Annotated in this window: 20 protein-coding genes; 18 read left to right on the forward strand and 2 right to left on the reverse strand. The window is 70.1% G+C overall.

Annotated features, from left to right (window positions below; translation table 11 throughout):
• The first annotated feature begins 8 nt into the window (after positions 1–8).
• Genes Q8Q88_RS16810 through Q8Q88_RS16830 form a run of 5 tightly spaced genes read left to right on the forward strand, consistent with a single transcriptional unit; the run spans position 9 to position 5,713 of the window.
• A complete protein-coding gene (locus Q8Q88_RS16810) occupies positions 9–821 on the forward strand; it encodes an acyl-CoA thioesterase domain-containing protein (protein WP_305676334.1) in 813 nt (270 codons plus the stop codon).
• On the forward strand, positions 818–1,405 hold the full coding sequence (locus Q8Q88_RS16815; RefSeq protein ID WP_305676335.1) for a histidine phosphatase family protein: 588 nt from the start codon (positions 818–820) through the stop codon (positions 1,403–1,405). Before Q8Q88_RS16810 ends, Q8Q88_RS16815 begins: the two co-directional genes overlap by 4 nt.
• An 18-nt stretch (positions 1,406–1,423) precedes the next feature.
• Positions 1,424–2,110 carry an ABC transporter ATP-binding protein gene (locus Q8Q88_RS16820; protein WP_305676336.1) on the forward strand — a complete coding sequence of 229 codons (687 nt, stop codon included), beginning with the start codon at positions 1,424–1,426 and terminating at the stop codon, positions 2,108–2,110.
• Positions 2,100–4,631 (forward strand): FtsX-like permease family protein, encoded by a 2,532-nt coding sequence (locus tag Q8Q88_RS16825; RefSeq protein ID WP_305676337.1) that lies wholly within the window; start codon positions 2,100–2,102, stop codon positions 4,629–4,631. The genes Q8Q88_RS16820 and Q8Q88_RS16825 overlap by 11 nt, the downstream gene beginning before the upstream one ends.
• Positions 4,631–5,713: a carotenoid 1,2-hydratase gene (locus tag Q8Q88_RS16830; protein ID WP_305676338.1), complete on the forward strand. Its 1,083-nt coding sequence runs from the start codon at positions 4,631–4,633 to the stop codon at positions 5,711–5,713. Before Q8Q88_RS16825 ends, Q8Q88_RS16830 begins: the two co-directional genes overlap by 1 nt.
• Positions 5,714–5,970: 257 nt before the next feature.
• Here the strand turns inward: Q8Q88_RS16830 and Q8Q88_RS16835 are convergent, their stop codons facing one another.
• Complete coding sequence (locus tag Q8Q88_RS16835) at positions 5,971–7,059, reverse strand: zinc-binding dehydrogenase (protein ID WP_305676339.1); 1,089 nt, start codon at positions 7,057–7,059, stop codon at positions 5,971–5,973.
• Positions 7,060–7,345: 286 nt separating this feature from the next.
• Here Q8Q88_RS16835 and fabD point away from each other — a divergent pair, with 286 nt between their 5' ends.
• From fabD to Q8Q88_RS16885, 10 genes are all read left to right on the forward strand, one after another.
• Positions 7,346–8,290 carry an ACP S-malonyltransferase gene (fabD, locus tag Q8Q88_RS16840; RefSeq protein ID WP_305676340.1) on the forward strand — a complete coding sequence of 315 codons (945 nt, stop codon included), beginning with the start codon at positions 7,346–7,348 and terminating at the stop codon, positions 8,288–8,290.
• Position 8,291: 1 nt separating this feature from the next.
• Complete coding sequence (gene fabG, locus Q8Q88_RS16845; RefSeq protein WP_305676341.1) at positions 8,292–9,032, forward strand: 3-oxoacyl-[acyl-carrier-protein] reductase; 741 nt, start codon at positions 8,292–8,294, stop codon at positions 9,030–9,032.
• 140 nt (positions 9,033–9,172) lie between these two features.
• Positions 9,173–9,412, forward strand: coding sequence for an acyl carrier protein (locus Q8Q88_RS16850; protein ID WP_056019455.1), 240 nt, complete (start codon positions 9,173–9,175; stop codon positions 9,410–9,412).
• A gap of 76 nt (positions 9,413–9,488) precedes the next feature.
• A complete protein-coding gene (gene fabF / locus Q8Q88_RS16855; protein WP_305676342.1) occupies positions 9,489–10,772 on the forward strand; it encodes a beta-ketoacyl-ACP synthase II in 1,284 nt (427 codons plus the stop codon).
• A complete protein-coding gene (gene mltG / locus Q8Q88_RS16860) occupies positions 10,769–11,830 on the forward strand; it encodes an endolytic transglycosylase MltG (RefSeq protein WP_305676343.1) in 1,062 nt (353 codons plus the stop codon). The genes fabF and mltG overlap by 4 nt, the downstream gene beginning before the upstream one ends.
• A 2-nt stretch (positions 11,831–11,832) precedes the next feature.
• Positions 11,833–12,714 carry a YicC/YloC family endoribonuclease gene (locus tag Q8Q88_RS16865; protein ID WP_305676344.1) on the forward strand — a complete coding sequence of 294 codons (882 nt, stop codon included), beginning with the start codon at positions 11,833–11,835 and terminating at the stop codon, positions 12,712–12,714.
• Positions 12,704–13,357, forward strand: a complete 654-nt coding sequence (gene gmk, locus Q8Q88_RS16870; protein WP_305676345.1) for a guanylate kinase — start codon at positions 12,704–12,706, stop codon at positions 13,355–13,357. Before Q8Q88_RS16865 ends, gmk begins: the two co-directional genes overlap by 11 nt.
• A gap of 73 nt (positions 13,358–13,430) precedes the next feature.
• Positions 13,431–14,072, forward strand: coding sequence for a hypothetical protein (locus Q8Q88_RS16875; protein ID WP_305676346.1), 642 nt, complete (start codon positions 13,431–13,433; stop codon positions 14,070–14,072).
• 2 nt (positions 14,073–14,074) lie between these two features.
• Positions 14,075–14,515 (forward strand): SRPBCC domain-containing protein, encoded by a 441-nt coding sequence (locus Q8Q88_RS16880; RefSeq protein WP_305676347.1) that lies wholly within the window; start codon positions 14,075–14,077, stop codon positions 14,513–14,515.
• Between the two features lie 54 nt (positions 14,516–14,569).
• The gene (locus Q8Q88_RS16885) at positions 14,570–14,935 is read left to right on the forward strand and encodes a YbaN family protein (protein WP_305676348.1); all 366 of its coding nucleotides are present in this window, start codon (positions 14,570–14,572) and stop codon (positions 14,933–14,935) included.
• Here the strand turns inward: Q8Q88_RS16885 and Q8Q88_RS16890 are convergent.
• Positions 14,913–15,677, reverse strand: a complete 765-nt coding sequence (locus tag Q8Q88_RS16890) for a TetR/AcrR family transcriptional regulator (RefSeq protein ID WP_305676349.1) — start codon at positions 15,675–15,677, stop codon at positions 14,913–14,915. The genes Q8Q88_RS16885 and Q8Q88_RS16890 overlap by 23 nt on opposite strands.
• A 90-nt stretch (positions 15,678–15,767) precedes the next feature.
• Here Q8Q88_RS16890 and Q8Q88_RS16895 point away from each other — a divergent pair, with 90 nt between their 5' ends.
• From Q8Q88_RS16895 to Q8Q88_RS16905, 3 genes are read left to right on the forward strand one after another with little or no spacing between them, the layout of a single operon-like run.
• Complete coding sequence (locus Q8Q88_RS16895; RefSeq protein WP_305676350.1) at positions 15,768–16,466, forward strand: glutathione S-transferase family protein; 699 nt, start codon at positions 15,768–15,770, stop codon at positions 16,464–16,466.
• Positions 16,459–16,641 carry a DUF3606 domain-containing protein gene (locus tag Q8Q88_RS16900; protein ID WP_305676351.1) on the forward strand — a complete coding sequence of 61 codons (183 nt, stop codon included), beginning with the start codon at positions 16,459–16,461 and terminating at the stop codon, positions 16,639–16,641. The genes Q8Q88_RS16895 and Q8Q88_RS16900 overlap by 8 nt, the downstream gene beginning before the upstream one ends.
• Entirely contained in the window at positions 16,638–17,153 is a 516-nt protein-coding gene (locus Q8Q88_RS16905; RefSeq protein ID WP_305676352.1) for a hypothetical protein, read from the forward strand. Before Q8Q88_RS16900 ends, Q8Q88_RS16905 begins: the two co-directional genes overlap by 4 nt.
• Positions 17,154–17,166 lie beyond the last annotated feature (13 nt).

Consider the following 17,166-nt stretch of genomic DNA (forward strand, 5'->3'; position numbering starts at 1 on the left):
CCCGCGCCATGACAAACGAACCCTTTTTCAAACGAGACGGGGACCACTACGTCCCCACCCCCGCCGGCCGAGGCCCCTGGAATCCGAACTCCCTGCACGGCCGCGTCATCGTCGGCCTGCTGGGCTTCGAACTGGAACGCAAACATGGCGACCCGGATTTCCTGCCGGCCCGCCTGACCGTCGATATGTACCGGCTGCCGGGCTTCGATCCCGTCGAGGTGACCACCCGGCTGATCCGCGAGGGCGGCCGGATTCGGGTGGCCGAGGCGGAATTCATCTCCGGCGGCGTCAGCATGGCCAAGGCGACCTGCCAGTTCCTACGCCGCACCGAGAATCCCGAAGGCAATGTCTGGAAGGCGCCGGAGTGGGACGTCCCCAAGCCCGCCGCGATCCCGGCGCCGGATCCTTCGAGCGGACCCATGGGCCGGATGTGGTCCACCCGGCCGATCAGCGGCGGCTTCGGCCAGGGCGGCCAGCGCCGCATGTGGATGAGCGAGGTCCGCGACATCGTCGAGAATGAGCCGCTCACCCCGTTCCAGCGCGTCGCCGTCGCCGCCGATTTCGCCAGCCCCGCCGCCCACGCGTCGGACCAGGGCCTGGCCTTCATCAATTCCGACGTCACCGTCTATCTGCACCGGATGCCGCGCACCGAATGGATCGGCTTCGAGAGCGCCTATCACGACGCCACCGACGGCGTGGCGGTCGGCGAATGCCGCCTCTATGACGAAGAGGGCTCCATCGGCTTCGCCTCCTGCGCGGCCCTGGCCCAGAAGCGACCGGCCAGGCCCGCCCCGGCCAAGGAGGCGAAGGCGGAGGCATGATCCTCTTCGTCACCCATCCCGAGGTGGTGATCGATCCGGCCGTCCCGGTCCCCGACTGGCCGCTATCGGAGGTCGGCCGCGCGCGAATGGAGGCCTTCGCCGCGTCCCTGGCCGGAGGGCCGACACCGGTCGTCGGCGTCTGGTCCAGCGGCGAGCGGAAGGCGCGCGACGGGGCGGAGATCGTGGCCGGACGCCTTGGTCTGACGGCGCGGGTCGAGCCGGACCTCCACGAGAACGACCGCTCGGCCACCGGCTATGTCGCCCCGCCCGAGTTCTGGGAGATCGTCGAGCAGTTCTTCGCCCGGCCCTATGAGAGCGTCCGCGGCTGGGAGACGGCGGCCCACGCGCAGGCGAGGATCGTGGCCGCGGTCGGCCGGGTGGCGGCGGCCGAGACCGGGCCCGGCCTGGTGGTCGTGGTGTCCCATGGCGGGGTTGGCGCGCTGCTGATGGCCCATCTCCAAGATGTCGCGATCGGCCAGGAAGATCGCCCCGCCCATTCCGGCGGCGGGTGCTGGATCGCCATCAGGCGCGAAGACCTCAAGGTCCAGGGCGGCTGGCGAAACGTCGAGGACTACGGACGCTAGGGCAGGTTAGATAGGCCGATGGCCGCCGAATCCCCGATCCTGTCGCTGCGTTCCCTGGCCAAGTCGGTCCCCGGCGGCCGGGTGCTGTTCGAGGGCCTGGACCTGGACCTGGCGGCCGGCGAGTTCGTCGCGGTCATGGGCGAGTCCGGGGTCGGAAAGTCCACCCTGCTCAACCTGATCGCCGGGCTGGACGGCGCGGACGCGGGGCAGGTGGCCATCGACGGGGTGGGGCTGGAGACCCTGGACGACGACGCGCGCACCGGACTGCGGCGCGACCGGATCGGCTTCGTGTTCCAGGCCTTCCACATCCTGCCGCACCTGACCCTGGGCCAGAACGTGGCTCTTCCCCTGGTCCTGCAGCGCGCGCCGGGCGCCGAGGCCCTGGCGCGGGCCGGCGACATGCTGGACGCCGTGGGCTTGCCGGGTCGAGCGGGGGACTTCCCCCACCAGCTCTCGGGTGGGGAGATGCAGCGGGTGGCGATCGCCCGGGCCCTGGCCCACCGCCCCGGCCTGATCCTGGCCGATGAGCCCACCGGCAACCTCGATCCCGAGACCGCCGGCCGGGTGCTGGAACTGTTCGCGGCCCAGGTGCGCCAGTCCGGCGCCGCGGCCTTGCTGGTCACCCATTCCGACGTCGCCGCCGCGGCGGCCGACCGGGTTCTCACCCTGACCCGCACCGGCCTCGTCGAGCGCCATGGCGGCTGATCGTCCCCGGGCGCTGGCCGCGCGCTGGATGATTCTCGGCGAGTGGCGGGCCCATCCTATGCGGGCGGTGACGGCGGCTGTGGCCATCGCCGTCGGCGTGGCGCTGGGCCTGGCTGTGCACCTGGTCAACGCCTCGGCGCTCAACGAATTCTCCCAGGCCGTTTCGACGGTCAATGGCGACGCCGAGCTGCAGGTGCGAGGGGTCTCGCCCGCCGGCTTCGACGAGGCGCTCTACCCGACACTGGCCCGGCTGCCGGGCGTGGCGGCGACTAGCCCGGTGGTGGAGCTTGAGGCCGGGGCTAAGGGCGCGGATGGTCCGGTGACCTTGATCGGCCTGGACGTCTTGCGCGCGGCGCATGTGACGCCGAGCCTGCTGGGTCGCCCCTCTGGCGCGGACGCGGCTCATGGCCCGACCAGCGAGGCGGCTTTCGACGACAATGCCGTGCTCCTCTCTCGGGCCGCGCTTGACGCCCTGCAGGTCAAGCCGGGCGACCGCCTCGACCTGACCGCGGCCGGCCGCACCGTGCCCCTGGCGGTGGCCGGGACGCTACCCGGCGTGGCCGAGGGCCAGCAGATCGCCGTCATGGACATCGCCGCCGCCCAGTGGCGGTTCGGCCAGATCGGCAAGCTGCAGCGCATCGACCTGCGCCTGGAGCAGGGCGCCGACGCAGGCCGGGTACGCGCGGCCATCGCCAGGGTGCTGCCCGCCGACGCCCAGCTGGTCAGCCGCGAGAGCGAGGCCCGGCGCAGCGACGCGCTCAGCCGCGCCTACCGGGTCAATCTCGACATGCTGGCCCTGATGGCCCTGCTGACCGGCGGGTTCCTGGTCTATTCGGCACAGTCGCTGGCCGTGGCGCGGCGCCGGGCGCAGTTCGCCTTGCTGCGGGTGCTGGGTGTGCGCCGCCGCGCCCTGCTGGGCCAGGTGCTAGCCGAGGGGGCGGTCGTCGGGCTGGCGGGTGGCGTCGCGGGGCTCGGGCTCGGCCTGGCGCTGGCGAGCGGGGTCCTGGCGCTGCTGGGCGGCGACCTCGGGGGCGGCTATTTCGGTGGGGTGGAGCCGGAGCTGGTCTTCGCGCCGGGCGCCGCCCTGGTGTTCCTGGTCCTGGGCCTGCTCACCGCCATGGGCGGCAGCCTGATCCCGGCTCGTGAGGCCGCCAGGGCCCAGCCGGCTGTGGCGCTGAAAAACGTCGGCGATTCCGTCGACCCACGTGTCGCGCCGCGCATCTGGCCCTCGCTGCTACTGCTGGCCGTAGGGGCCGCGGCGGCCTTCGCCCCGGCCGTCGGGGGTATTCCGCTGTTCGGCTACGGCGCCATGGCCCTGCTGCTGGCCGGCGGGGTGGCGGCCATGCCCTGGATCGCCCGGACCATGTTGACGCCCTTGCAACGCGTCCGCGTGGCCGGCGCGGCGGTAGATCTGGCCTTCAAACGGCTGTGGGGCGCGCCGTCCCAGGCGGCGGTGGCGCTGTGCGGGATCGTGGCCAGCACCAGCCTGATGGTGGCCATGGCGGTGATGGTGTCGAGCTTCCGCGGCTCCGTGGACGACTGGCTGGGCCAGGTCCTGGCCGATGACCTCTATGTCCGCGCCGAGGCCTCAGGCGGCGGCTTCGATCCCGCGACCCAGGCGGCCCTGGCGCGCACCCCCGGCGTGGCGCGGATGGTCTTCCAGACCTCCACCAGCCTTCGCCTGTCTCCGGACCAGCCGCCGCTGGCGGTGCTGATCCGGCCCTTCGACGCGCGCCGGATGCCGATGATCGACAGCGCGACGCCGCCGGCGGGCGCCACGCCGGTCTGGGTCTCAGAACCCGCCGCTTGGCTCTATGGCTGGAAGCCGGGCCAGAGCATCACCCTGCCCATCAGCGGCCAGGCGGCGCCGTTCTTCGTGGCCGGCGTTTGGCGCGACTATTCCAACCAGCACGGCGCGGTCTCCCTGGATTCCGCCGACTACACGCGGCTGACCGGTGACGCCTTCCGCGCCGGGGCCGCGGTCGAACTGGCGCCTGGCGCGAAGCCCGAGACGGTCATCGCCGCCCTGCGCGCCCGGATGCCGCCCGGCCTCAGCGTCGACTTCGCCGAGCCCAAGACCTTGCGCGCCTTCGCCCTGCGCCTGTTCGACCGCAGCTTCGCGGTGACATATGGCCTGGAGGCCATCGCCATACTGGTGGGGCTGGCCGGGGTGGCGGCCACCATCTCGGCCCAGACCCTGGCGCGGACCAAGGAGTTCGGCATGCTGCGCCACCTGGGCGTCACCCGCTCGCAGATCGTCGCCATGCTGGCCACCGAGGGCGCGGTGCTAGGGGCGGTGGGCGTCCTGGCCGGGATCGGCCTGGGCCTCGTCATGAGCCAGGTGCTGATCCACGTGGTCAATCCGCAGTCCTTCCATTGGACCATGGAGACCCAGCTCCCCTGGACCCTGCTGGCCAGTGTGGCGGCGGCCCTGGTCGCCGCGGCGGCGGGCACCGCCCTGCTGGCGGGCCGCCGGGCGCTGTCGGCGGACGCCGTGCGCGCCGTGCGGGAGGACTGGTGATGGGGCGGTTGTTCGCCATCCTCGCCGCCCTGCTGGTGCTGGCCAGCCCCGCGGCCACCCAGACCGGGCCGGTCCTGCCGCTCTATCCGCAGGTGCGACCTGGCAGGGTCTTGACCTTCCCCGCCGACCACGGGGCGCACCCGGAATTCCGCACCGAGTGGTGGTACGTCACCGGCTGGCTGAAGACCGAAGGCGGCCAGGACTTGGGCTTCCAGGTGACCTTCTTCCGCTCGCGCCCCAGCGTCGACCAGGCCAACCCCAGCGCCTTCGCCGCCAAGCAGATCCTGTTCGCTCACGCCGCGCTGTCGGACCCCAAGCTCGGCAAGCTGCTGCACGACCAGCGCATGGCCCGCGCCGGCTTCGGCCTAGCCGAGGCGGCGGTGGGCGACGCCAACCTGATCATCGACGACTGGACGATGCGCCGCGCCGCCGACGGCCGGTTCCTGACCAAGGTCGGCGGCAAGGCCTTCACCCTCGACCTGGCCTTTCGCCCCACCCAGCCGCCCCTGGCGCAGGGGGAGGGCGGCTACAGTCGCAAGGGCCCCCAACCCAGTCAGGCCAGCCACTATTACAGCCTGCCGCAGATGGTCGTGTCGGGGACCGTGACGCGGGGCGGCAAGGCGGTGCGGGTCACCGGCTCGGCCTGGCTCGACCGCGAATGGTCCTCGACCCTGCTCGATCCCAAGGCGGTGGGCTGGGACTGGGTCGGCCTCAACCTCGACGACGGCGGCGCCCTGATGGCCTTCCAGGTCCGCGACGCGGCTGGCAAGGCGCTCTGGGCCGGCGGTTCGCTACGCGGCAAAGATGGTGCGGTGACGAGGTTCACGCCGGACATGGTGCGCTTCGGCGCTGAACGTCTCTGGCGCTCGCCCCGGACCGGAGGCCGCTATCCAGTGGAGCGCTCGTTGTCGGTGCGTCTGCCGCAGGGCGAGCGGAGGTGGATGCTGAAGCCCCTGTTCGACGACCAGGAACTCGACAGCCGCACCGCCGGGGGCCCGATCTACTGGGAAGGGGCGGTGACGACGCAGGGCGGTCGTGGGTATCTGGAGTTGACGGGGTATGTCAGCCCGATGAAGTTGTAGAAACGCGCTTGTCTACATAGCCGGCAAGACAATCCTTTCGCCGAAGCGCGCTCGAAAGAGCCGGTCGATCAAGAGAAACCAGTGGCTCTGCGGACTTGGGTCAAGCCCCTCGGCCTTCAGAACTGCAAGGGTGAACTCACTCGCTGACACGCTCTCGCGCTCGGAAATCTGCTCGATTGCCTCGGCTGGAACGCAGAATCCATGGTCAACGCAAAGCGTGTCGAAGAAGGCGTAGAGGTCGCCTCGAAGCGCCACGACTAAGCCCGCCCAGGCTCCACCAGGATCTTCACGTGCGCTTCGGGATCCCCCAGTGTCACGAACGCATCGGCCACCCGGCCTAGCCCCACCTTCCCAGTCACCACGCCGCTGACGTCGATCACGCCCTCGGCGATGTCGCGCAGGGTCTGGGCGAACTCTTCGGGGGTGTAGCCGAACACGAAGGTGAGCTCGATTTCCTTCGTAATGGCGATGGCGGGCTCGATCTTGTCGGTCTCCATACAGACCCCCGCCACCACGATCTGGGCGCCGGCGGGTGAGGCCTCGATCAGGCTCTGGACGATGCCGGGCGAGCCGACGCATTCGAAGACCACCGGCTGACCGAAACTGCCGCCCATCATCTTGATCATGCTCTGGGCCGCGCGAGCGGTCGGGACGCCGAAGCCCTCCCAGCGGGCGTGCGGGCTCTCCCTGGCCGGGTCGATGATGATGTCGGCGCCCAGCATTTCGGCCGCGGCGCGGCGGCGCGGCGAGTAGTCGGCGGCGATGACAGGGCCATGGCCGCGCGCCTTCAGCCCCGCGATCACCGCCAGGCCGACGGTGCCGCAGCCCACCACCAGGCAGACGCTGTTGGGGTCGAGCCGCGCCTTGGCCACCGCATGGGCGCCGACCGCGAAGGGCTCGGTGAGCGCCGCCTGGTCGGTGGGCAGGCCGTTGGGCACCTCCAGCAGCAGGGCTTCCGACAGGATCATCCGCTCGGCGAAACCGCCCGGTAGCTTGTTGGAGAAGCCGAGCATCTCCGCCCCGCCGGCCGGGGTCAGGGTGACGGGCAGGGAGACGATGCGGGTCCCGGCCTTCAGCGCGCCGGTCGTGCCGGGTCCGTGGTCGAGGATCTCGGCGCAGAACTCATGGCCGAACACCGTGTCGGCGCGGGGATCGAAGCCGTTGGTCATGCCGCCGCTGGCCCGGCTGGTCAGCTCTATCATGTGCTCCATGTGGTGCAGGGCGTGTAGGTCCGAGCCGCAGATGCCGCAGGCCAAGGTTTTGACCAGCACCTGGCCGCTGTCGGGCTTCAGGTCCTCGATCTCGTCGCAGACCAGGGCCTTGTTCCGCCGAATGACCGCCCGCATGTCGCTCTCCCACAAGCTGTCATCCCGGAAGACGCGCAGCGGCTATCCGGGATCCATAGACGCCGACCCCTCCGGCTTGATCTGGAGCGTATGGCTCCCGGTCTTGCTGCGCAAACCGGGATGACACCCAGAGAAGACGGCGCGTCAGCGCGACGACATCTGAGAGAAGGTGACGCCAGGGAGGGGAAGCCGCTATTTCGCGGGAGTTGCCGGGGCTGGGCATATCCCCTAACCCTCCCGGCTCGGAATCGTGAGAGCGCGACAGCGCCGTAGACGGGAGAGCCCCATGAGCCTCGCCTTCCTATTTCCCGGCCAGGGCAGCCAGGCGCTCGGCATGGGCGCCGATCTGGCGGAGGCCTTCGGGTCGGCCCGCGAGGTGTTCCAGGAGGTCGACGAGGCGCTCGGCCAAAAGCTGTTCAAGCTGATGCGCGAAGGGCCGGAGGATCAGCTCACCCTGACCGAAAACGCCCAGCCGGCCCTGATGGCCGTGTCCCTGGCGGTGATGCGCACCCTGGAGAAGGAATTCTCCATCGGGGTCGAGAAGGCCGCCTTCGTGGCCGGCCACAGCCTCGGAGAGTATTCCGCGCTCGCCGCCGCCGGGGCCATCAGCCTGGCCGACACCGCGCGCCTGCTGAAGCTGCGCGGTCAGGCCATGCAGCGGGCTGTGCCGGTGGGCGAGGGGGCCATGGCCTCCCTGATCGGGCCCAAGTCCGACGTGGCCCTGGCCGAAGCGGCGGCTGCAGCCGGCTCTGCGGTGGGCGTCTGCGTCGTGGCCAACGACAACAACAACGGCCATGTGGTGATCTCCGGCGCCAAGGCCGCCGTGGATCTGGCCATCGAGAAGGCCAAGGAGCTGGGGGCCCGCGCCATCCCGCTGAACGTCTCGGCGCCCTTCCACTGCCCGCTGATGCAACCGGCGGCCGACGAGATGGCCGAGGCCCTCGGCCGCGCCACGATCCTGGCGCCCCGCGCGCCGCTGGTCGCCAATGTCACCGCCAAGCCAACCCTCGACCCGGAAGAGATCCGCCGTCTGCTGGTGGACCAGGTCACCGGCCGGGTGCGCTGGCGCGAGAGCATGCTGTGGCTGGCCAACGACGCCGGGATCACCCGTTTCGCCGAGGCCGGATCGGGTAAGGTGCTGTCGGGCATGGCCAAGCGGATCGCGCCGGACTCCGAAGCCACGCCGCTCAACACCCCCGCCGACCTCGAAGCCTTCGCGAAGAGCCTCTGACATGTTCGATCTGACTGGAAAGACCGCCCTCGTCACCGGCGCCACGGGCGGCATCGGCGGCGCCATCGCCAGGGCCCTGCACGCGGCCGGCGCCCATGTGGTGCTGTCGGGCACCCGCGAGGCGGTGCTGGCCGACCTCGCCAAGGCGCTGGGCGAGCGCACTTCGATCGCCGCGGCCAACCTTGCCGACGCCGAATCGGTGGACGGCCTGATCGCCCGCGCCGAGGAGGCCGCCGGGAACGGTCTCGACATCCTGGTGGCCAACGCCGGCATCACCAAGGACGGCCTGCTGATGCGGATGAAGGACGAGGACTGGGAGTCCGTCCTCAAGATCAACCTGGAAAGCTATTTCCGCCTGAGCCGCGCGGCCATGCGTGGCATGATGAAGCGGCGGGCCGGCAGGATCATCGGCATCACCTCGGTGGTGGGCGTCATGGGCAATCCTGGCCAGGCCAACTATGCGGCCTCCAAGGCCGGAATGATCGGCTTTTCCAAGGCCTTGGCCCAGGAAGTGGCCACGCGCGGCATCACCGTGAACTGCGTCGCCCCGGGGTTCATCGAGAGCCCGATGACCGATGCGCTCAACGAAGCCCAGAAGGCCCAGATCCTCGGGACCATTCCCGCTGGCCGGCTGGGCCTGGGAAGCGACGTCGCGGCGGCCTGCGTTTATCTGGCCAGCGACGAGGCCGGCTACATGACGGGCCAGACGCTGCACGTGAACGGCGGCATGGCCATGATCTGACCGGTTGGCGCCGACGTGGCGATCATGCTACGGCGACGCCCGAACCGGCGAGGCGAAGGTCTCGAAGCCCAGTTCCGTTGCGGTTGACAACTCGTCGGCCGTCGCGGATGGATCAGTTTGAACAACAGGGACTTAAGCGAATGTCCGACATCCTCGAGCGCGTGCGCAAGATCGTCATCGAACACCTCGACGCCGATCCGGAGAAGGTCACCGAGAAGGCGAGTTTTATCGACGACCTGGGCGCTGACAGCCTCGACAACGTCGAACTCGTCATGGCCTTCGAAGAAGAGTTCGATATCGAAATTCCCGACGACGCGGCGGAGCATATCCAGACCGTTGGCGACGCGGTGAAGTTCATCGGTGAGCGCCTGGGCGCTTAAGCTCAGCAATCATTGAAGTTTCGGCCGCCGCGTCGCTCCCCGGAGCTCGCGGCGGTCTGCGTTTGGAGGCTCGCCCATGCGTCGTGTCGTCGTCACCGGAATCGGTCTTTTGACCCCTCTCGGCCAGGGCGTCGACTTGACCTGGGCGGCGATCCTGGCCGGAAAGTCCGGGGCCGGGCGCATCACCACCTTCGATCCGACCGAATATGCCTGCCAGGTGGCCTGCGAAGTGCCGCGGGTGGACGGCCGGGGCGGCGGCGGGCCCGATGTGGCCGGCTCCTTCGATCCGGACCTGACCATGGCCCCCAAGGACCAGCGTCGGGTCGACGACTTCATCCTCTACGCCATGGCCGCGGCCGACGAAGCGGTAAAGGATTCGGGCTGGGTCCCGGAGACCGACGAGGACAAGGAACGCACCGGGGTCATCATCGGCTCTGGGATCGGCGGCCTGGGGACCATCGAGCGCACGTCCGTCGAGCTCTTCCAGAAGGGTCCGCGGCGGATCAGCCCGTTCTTCATCCCCTCGGCCCTGATCAACCTGGCCTCGGGCCAGGTCTCGATCCGCTACGGCTTCAAGGGCCCGAACCATTCGGTGGTCACGGCCTGCGCCACCGGGGCCCACGCGGTCGGCGACGCCGCGCGGATGATCAAGTACGGCGACGCCGACGTGATGGTGGCCGGCGGGGCCGAGGCGGCGATCTGTCCGGTGGGCGTCGCGGGCTTCATCGCCTGCCGCGCCATGTCGACCAACTTCAACGCGACGCCCGAGAAGGCCAGCCGGCCCTATGACAAGGATCGCGACGGCTTCGTCATGGGCGAGGGCGCCGGCGTCCTGGTGCTGGAAGAGTACGAGCACGCCAAGGCGCGCGGGGCCAAGATCTATGCCGAGGTGCTGGGCTACGGCCTGGCTGGCGACGCCTACCACATCACCGCCCCGGCCGAGGACGGCGACGGCGGCTTCCGGGCGATGCGGGCGGCGATCAAGGACGCCGGCATCGACCCCTCGGAGATCGACTACATCAACGCCCACGGCACCTCCACGCCGCTGGGCGACGAGATCGAGCTGGGCGCCGTGGCCCGCATCCTGGGCAACGCCGCCAAGACCGTGACCATGTCCTCCACCAAGTCGGCCACCGGCCACCTGCTGGGCGCGGCCGGCGCCATCGAGGCGATCTTCTCCTGCCTGGCGATCCGCGACCAGATCGCGCCGCCGACCATCAACCTGGACAGTCCATCCGTGGTCACGGAGATCGACCTGGTTCCCAACAAGGCCAAGCCGATGGCCATCGAGGTGGTGCTTTCCAACAGCTTCGGCTTTGGCGGCACCAACGCCTCGGTGGTGTTCAAGAAGGTCTCGTGAGCCCGCGCGCCCGTCGCGGCGGCCTGTCGCCCGCGCGACGCCTGATCATCATCCTCGCCAGCGCCGCGGCCACCCTGGCCGCCGCCGTGGTGCTGTTCCTGGTCTGGGCGGTCTGGTCCTACCAGGGTCCAGGTCCGGCGGCGAAGTCCGGCGACGTCACCGTGGTCATGCTGCGCAAGGGCGCGGGCGTATCCGAGATCGCCTCGACCCTGGAGCGCGCGGGCGTAGTGCGCTCCGACGCCATCTTCGCCGCCGCGGCCCAGATCACCGGCGCGGCGCGGACGCTGAAGGCAGGCGAGTACGAGTTCAAGAGCCGCGCCTCCATGGCCAGCATCCTGGACGACATCCGCGACGGCCGCATCGTGGTCCACCAGATCACCGTGCCGGAGGGCATGACGTCCGAAGCTGTGGTCGAGGCCCTGGCCGCCAAGTCCGAGCTGACCGGCGACGCCCCGGCCCCGCCGGAGGGCTCGATCCTGCCCGAGACCTATCAGTTCGAACGCGGCGAGGACCGGGCCGCGGTGCTGAAGCGGATGATGGACGCTCGCGAGGAATTGCTGGGCCTGTTGTGGTCCAAACGCCAGCCGGGCCTGCCCATCGCCACGCCGGACGAGGCCGTGACGCTTGCCTCCATCGTCGAGAAGGAGACCGGCGTCGCCTCGGAACGGCCGAGGGTGGCGGCGGTGTTCGTCAACCGGCTGCGCGCCGGCATGCGGCTGGAGAGCGACCCGACCATCATCTACGGCCTGACCGGCGGCAAGCCGCTGGGCCGGGGCCTGCGCGCCTCGGAACTGGCCGCGCCCAACCCCTACAACACCTACCAGATCGACGGCCTGCCCCCGACGCCGATCGCCAATCCGGGCCGCGCGGCCCTGGCCGCCGTGCTGGATCCGCCGGGGTCCGACGCTCTCTTCTTCGTCGCCGATGGCACGGGCGGCCACGTCTTCGCCGCGACCTACGAAGAGCACCTGAAGAACGTCGAGCGCTGGCGCGCCATCGAACGCAAGCGCGAGGTCGAGGTGCTGAAGGACCGGGCCAAGGCCCTGAAGGAACGCTAGCCATGCCACTGAACGGAATGACCGGGTTCGGCCGGGCCGAGGGCGCGGCGGGGGACTGGAGCTGGTCGGCGGAGGCGCGCTCGGTCAACGGCCGCAACCTGGAGGTCCGGTTCCGCGGCCCGCCGGGGTTCGACACGCTGGAGCGCGTGGCGCGCGACGGGACCCAGGCCCGGTTCGCCCGCGGCCAGGTCACGATCGGCGTGCAGGCCAAGCGCAGCGAGGGCGGCGCCCAGGTCCGGATCAATCTCGACCAGATCGAGCGCTATCTGGAGGCGGGCGCCGGCCTGCTGGCGGCCGGCAAGGCCGCGCCACCGAGCCTGGACGGCCTGCTGGCCCTGCGCGGCGTCGTGGAAGCCGCCGAGACCCTGGATGATCCCGACGCCCAGGCCGCCATCGAGGCGGCCATGGCGCTCTCCATCGGGGCCGCGCTGGAAGGCCTGGCCGAGGCGCGGCGCGAGGAGGGGTTCGCGCTGACCGGCGTGCTGATCACCCTGGTGGATCGCATCGAGCTGCTGGTCCGCCAGGCGGGCGAGACGGCCGCCGGCCAGCCAGCGGCGATCAAGGCGCGCTTCGAGGCGAGAATGACAGAGCTGCTCGGCGAGGCCGCCCCGGCCGACCGCATCGTCACCGAGGCCGCCGCCATGGCCGTGAAGGCCGATGTCCGCGAGGAGCTGGACCGCCTGGCGGGCCATATCGACGGCGCGCGGACGCTGATTGCGGGGGAGGGGCCCTCGGGCCGCCGGCTGGACTTCCTGACCCAAGAGTTCATGCGCGAGGCCAACACCCTTTGTTCGAAGTCGGCGCTGTCGGCCTTGACCAATATCGGCCTCGATCTCAAGGCCACCATCGAGCAGTTTCGAGAGCAGGTGCAGAATGTCGAGTGACGGCGACGCCAAGCCCTGGGAGACCCAGCGCCGCGGCCTGCTGCTGCTGGTCTCCAGCCCGGCCGGCGCGGGTAAGACCTCGCTGTCGCGGCGGCTGGTGGCCGACCACGCCGACATGACCCTTTCGGTCTCCTGGACCACCCGAGCGGCGCGGCCGGGCGAGGAGGAGGGGCGCGAATACTTCTTCGTCGATCGCGCGGCATTCGAGGCCAAGATCGCCGAGGGCGGGTTCCTGGAATGGGCCGAGGTCAACGGCAACCTCTACGGCACCCCCGGCGCCGCCGTGATGGAGGCCCTGCTGGACGGCAAGGACGTGCTGTTCGACATCGACTGGCAGGGCGCCAAGCAGGTCGCCGAAAAGGCGCCCGACGACAGCGTCCGCGTCTTCATCCTCCCGCCCTCCTGGGAGGACCTGTCGCGCCGGCTGCACGCCCGCGCTCAGGACAGCGAGGAGGTGATCGCTCAGCGCCTCTTGCTCGGCAAGGAAGAGATCGCCCACTGGGGCCTCTACGACTACGTGATCGTGAACAAGAACTTCGACCGGGCCTATGCCGACCTCGGACACATCTACCGCGCCGAGCGGATGAAGCCCGGCCGCAATACCTGGCTGCCGGCGTTCGTCGAAGGTCTGCTCGGCGAATAGGCCGCCTCGGATAGGAAAATTACACCTTCACCGTGCAATGGACCTTCGCCTAAGCTTGGCTGTGGAGGGTCTCATGCAGAAATTGGTGTTCGCCGCGGCGCTCGCCCTGGCGACGCCGGCCCTGGCCGGGTCGCTGAGAATCACGCCGATCGCCACCATGGGCGCGCCGGTGGAATACCGACAGGGCCGGGCGGAATCCCTGTCCAGCCTGGCGCGGACCGATGTCGCCCTGATGATCGAACGCGCCGTCATCGACGAGCGGGACTTCCCGACCGTCCGCCTGGGGGTCAAGAACAATGGCCCGGTCTCGGTCAACATGGTCCCCGAGGCGGTTCAGGTGACCACCAACCAGGGCGTGGCCCTGCCGATCCTGACCCATGACGAGCTGGCCGCCGCCGTGGAGGCGGACGAGCGCAAGCGCGAGAGCCGTGCCCGCTTCGCCGCCAAGCTCGACGCCGTCGGCGCGGCCATGCGCGACCAGCCGACCCGGCCCAACCCGTCCGTCCAGGCCGGGGTCAGGGAGGCGCAGGAGGAGACCGCCGCGGTCTTGGACGCCATCGCCAACCGCGGCTTCCTGGCCCAGACCGTGCGCTCCGGCGAGGAGCACATGACCGACCTTGGCCTTGGGCCGCTGCCGAAGGGGGTGACGTCGCTCACCATCAAGGTCACCCTGGGCGAGGAGACTCATACATTCCTGCTCAACGTGGCGCGATAGGCATGCACAGCATCCGCACCGAGGCCCTGATCCCCGCCAGTCCCGATCGGGTCTACGCGGTCCTGGCCGACTTCGCGCGCTATCCCGAGTGGAATCCGCTGAACCTGGCGGCGCACGGCGAGGCGCGGCTGGGCGCGCGGGTGCCCATGGTGTTCCGCGACCTCCCGGGCAAGCCGGGGGCAGTGATCCGCCAGACCGTCCGCATCGTGGCCGCCGAACCGGGCCGCGAGCTGGCCTGGGCCGGACAGGCGCCGCTGATCTTCAAGGGCCGGCATGGCTTCCTGCTGACGTCGGAGGGCGCCGGAACCCGGCTGGTCCACACCGAAGTGCTCTCTGGCCTGCTGCCCGCCACATGGAGCGCCGAACGCATCGCCCGCGACTTCACGCCCGCCTACGAAGCCGTGAACACCGCCCTGGCCGCTCGAGTCGCGAGTCTGGGCTGAATTTGCAGTTGCGGGTCTTTCGCAACTTGCGTTTCTCGTAGAGGGTCGGGCGGCATGGCGCGAACCCTCTTCCTGGTGCTCGGACTGGTCTTCACGGCGCTCGGCGTCGTGGGCGCCTTCCTGCCGCTGCTGCCAACGACCGTGTTCCTGATCCTGGCGGCCGGCTGTTTCGCCAGGTCGTCGCCCCGGCTGGAGGCCTGGTTGATGGACCATGCGCAGTTCGGCCCGACCCTGAGGGCCTGGCGTGAGCACAGGGCCATTCCGCGGCCCGCCAAGGTGATGGCCTGCGCAGGGATGGCGCTGGGCTTCGTGGTCTTCTTCATCACGGCCCACCCGGGGGCCTGGCTGGCGCTAATCGTCGCCGCCGCGCTCGGGGCCTGCGCGGTCTTCGTGGTCTCTAGGCCGAGCGCTTCTCGATAAAAGCCTCGATCCCGTCCAGCACCCGCTCAAGTCCGAAGGCGAAGGCCCGCTCTGGATCGCCGACGGCCTCGTAGGCCTCGCCCGCCGCGGCCCCGACGCGCGCGGCTATGGGAAACTGCGCGGGATCGAACACCTTCTCCAGCAACGGCCCGCTGATCTCCCACCACTGGGCGTCGCTCAAGCCGGTGCGGCTCTCGGCCTGCATGGCCTCCACGGCGCTGCGCACGGCGCCGTGCACATAGTTGGAGATCAGGCTGATCACCTGGTCCATCTCCAGGTCCGCGAGGCCCTCGCCCTCGACGGCGCGCAGTTCGAAATCGAACTTGGCGATCATGTTGGGGCCCAGCACCGGGCGGTGCATCACCACCTGCAGCATCCAGGGATGACGGTGGTAGAGGTCCCAGTTGTCGCGCGCTACCTGCTCCAGCCGCGCGCGCCACCCGGCGCCCTCGGCATAGGTCTTGGGTGTCTCGCCATAGACCCGGTCCAGCATGACGTCGATCAACTCGGCCTTGGAGGGCACGTAGGTGTAGAGCGACATGGTGGCGACCTTTAGCCGGTCGGCGACCCGCCGCATGGAGAGCGCCGACAGACCCTCGGCGTCAGCCAGCTCGATGGCGGCGACGGCGATTTCCTCCACGCTGAGGCGCGGGCGCGGCCCGCGGCGGCGGGCGGGGACGAGACCCCAGAGCAGTTCGAGGCTGCGTCTGGGATCGCCGGCGGAGGACGAGTCGGCGGTCATGGCGTTCGACCTAAACATAGGTAACGCCGCACGTCGTACGATAACGGCGCCGTGCGAAAATCGAACCCGGAATCGCGCTAGGCCTGGGCTATGTACGAGCTGCACATCGCCAACAAGAACTACTCGTCCTGGTCGCTGCGGCCTTGGGTGCTGATGCGCGAGCTGGGTATTCCGTTCGACGAGCGCCTGACGCCCTTCGACCCCGACTCGAACTGGCAGGCCTTTCGCGGATTCTCGCCCACCGGCCTGGTCCCGGCGCTCCGGGACGGCCACCGGTCGGTCTGGGAATCCCTGGCCATCGTCGAGTACCTGGCCGAACGGCATGAGGGGGTCTGGCCGAAGGATCCCGACGCGCGGGCCTGGGCGCGCAGCGCCGCCGCCGAGATGCATGCCGGGTTTGCCGCCCTGCGCGAAGCCTGCACCATGAATGTCGGCATCCGGGTGCGGCTCGCGGAGCGGTCGCCCAAGCTCGAACAGAACCTGGCGCGCATCGACGAACTTTGGCGCGAAGGTCTCCACCGGTTCGGCGGCCCGTTCCTGGCGGGCAAGGCCTTCGGGGCCGTCGACGCCTTCTTCGCGCCGGTGGCCTTGCGCCTGAAGACCTATGGCCTGACCCTGTCGGGACCGGCCGAGGCTTACGCCGGGCGACTGTTGGCTCTACCCTCGATGCAGGCGTGGCAGGCCGCCGCCCTGGCCGAGACCTGGCGCGAGCCCGGTCACGAGGCCGAAGCGCGGGCGTGCGGCGAATGGCTGGAAGACCTGAGGGCGAGCGGAGGCGACCATGGCTGAACCCAAGGGCAAGCGGGACTTCCGCGACAATCCCCGCATCGACATCCGCGAGCGCCACGAGGTGGCGTTCTGGGCCAAGCGCTGGGGCGTGACGGCCGAGCAGATCGCCGCGGCCCACAAGAAGGTCGGCCACAACGTCAAGGACATCGCCACAGAGCTGGGCAAGCGCCGGTGAGGCTGCTGGGCCTGCCCGGGCGCAAGGCCTCGACCCTCACGCAGATGACCGATCTGGTCGAACGGTTGGCCGGCGGACAGGCTGCGGTTCGGTCCTATGGATTCTGGGGCGGCGCGGATGTCCCCGATCCCGACGTCGGACCCGAGGTGTTGGCGGTCGCCGACAGCGGAGCCGAGCTTCTGGTCTGCAAGTCCATCGGCACGCTGATCGCCATGCTCGCCCGCGAGCGCCACGGGTTCATCGCCAAGTCCTACGTCTTCATCGGCTCACCCCTGCGCCGGTTCGAAGCCGAGGGTCTGACCGACATCCTGCGTCGCCAGGCGCACGCGGCGCCAACGCTCTTCATCCAGCAGACGGCGGACTTCAACGGAGCCTACGCCGACTTGGCCGCGGCGGTCGGCGCCGCACCCTTCGCGACGATGGCTGAGGTCCCGGGGGACGACCACCTCTATTCCGACACAATGCGCCTGGCGCAGATCATCGAGGCCTGGCGCGCCTCTGCGCCTGCCTAGGCGCCCCGCATGG

It is taken from the genome of Phenylobacterium sp. (assembly GCF_030697925.1).
GTDB lineage: Bacteria > Pseudomonadota > Alphaproteobacteria > Caulobacterales > Caulobacteraceae > Phenylobacterium.

Coding starts and splice junctions, on each gene's coding strand:
- Q8Q88_RS16810 (WP_305676334.1), top strand. CDS start 9: ATGACAAACGAACCCTTTTTCAAACGAGACGGGGACCACTACGTCCCC.
- Q8Q88_RS16815 (WP_305676335.1), top strand. CDS start 818: ATGATCCTCTTCGTCACCCATCCCGAGGTGGTGATCGATCCGGCCGTC.
- Q8Q88_RS16820 (WP_305676336.1), top strand. CDS start 1,424: ATGGCCGCCGAATCCCCGATCCTGTCGCTGCGTTCCCTGGCCAAGTCG.
- Q8Q88_RS16825 (WP_305676337.1), top strand. CDS start 2,100: ATGGCGGCTGATCGTCCCCGGGCGCTGGCCGCGCGCTGGATGATTCTC.
- Q8Q88_RS16830 (WP_305676338.1), top strand. CDS start 4,631: ATGGGGCGGTTGTTCGCCATCCTCGCCGCCCTGCTGGTGCTGGCCAGC.
- Q8Q88_RS16835 (WP_305676339.1), bottom strand. CDS start 7,059: ATGCGGGCGGTCATTCGGCGGAACAAGGCCCTGGTCTGCGACGAGATC.
- fabD (WP_305676340.1), top strand. CDS start 7,346: ATGAGCCTCGCCTTCCTATTTCCCGGCCAGGGCAGCCAGGCGCTCGGC.
- fabG (WP_305676341.1), top strand. CDS start 8,292: ATGTTCGATCTGACTGGAAAGACCGCCCTCGTCACCGGCGCCACGGGC.
- Q8Q88_RS16850 (WP_056019455.1), top strand. CDS start 9,173: ATGTCCGACATCCTCGAGCGCGTGCGCAAGATCGTCATCGAACACCTC.
- fabF (WP_305676342.1), top strand. CDS start 9,489: ATGCGTCGTGTCGTCGTCACCGGAATCGGTCTTTTGACCCCTCTCGGC.
- Q8Q88_RS16865 (WP_305676344.1), top strand. CDS start 11,833: ATGCCACTGAACGGAATGACCGGGTTCGGCCGGGCCGAGGGCGCGGCG.
- gmk (WP_305676345.1), top strand. CDS start 12,704: ATGTCGAGTGACGGCGACGCCAAGCCCTGGGAGACCCAGCGCCGCGGC.
- Q8Q88_RS16875 (WP_305676346.1), top strand. CDS start 13,431: ATGCAGAAATTGGTGTTCGCCGCGGCGCTCGCCCTGGCGACGCCGGCC.
- Q8Q88_RS16880 (WP_305676347.1), top strand. CDS start 14,075: ATGCACAGCATCCGCACCGAGGCCCTGATCCCCGCCAGTCCCGATCGG.
- Q8Q88_RS16885 (WP_305676348.1), top strand. CDS start 14,570: ATGGCGCGAACCCTCTTCCTGGTGCTCGGACTGGTCTTCACGGCGCTC.
- Q8Q88_RS16890 (WP_305676349.1), bottom strand. CDS start 15,677: ATGACCGCCGACTCGTCCTCCGCCGGCGATCCCAGACGCAGCCTCGAA.
- Q8Q88_RS16895 (WP_305676350.1), top strand. CDS start 15,768: ATGTACGAGCTGCACATCGCCAACAAGAACTACTCGTCCTGGTCGCTG.
- Q8Q88_RS16900 (WP_305676351.1), top strand. CDS start 16,459: ATGGCTGAACCCAAGGGCAAGCGGGACTTCCGCGACAATCCCCGCATC.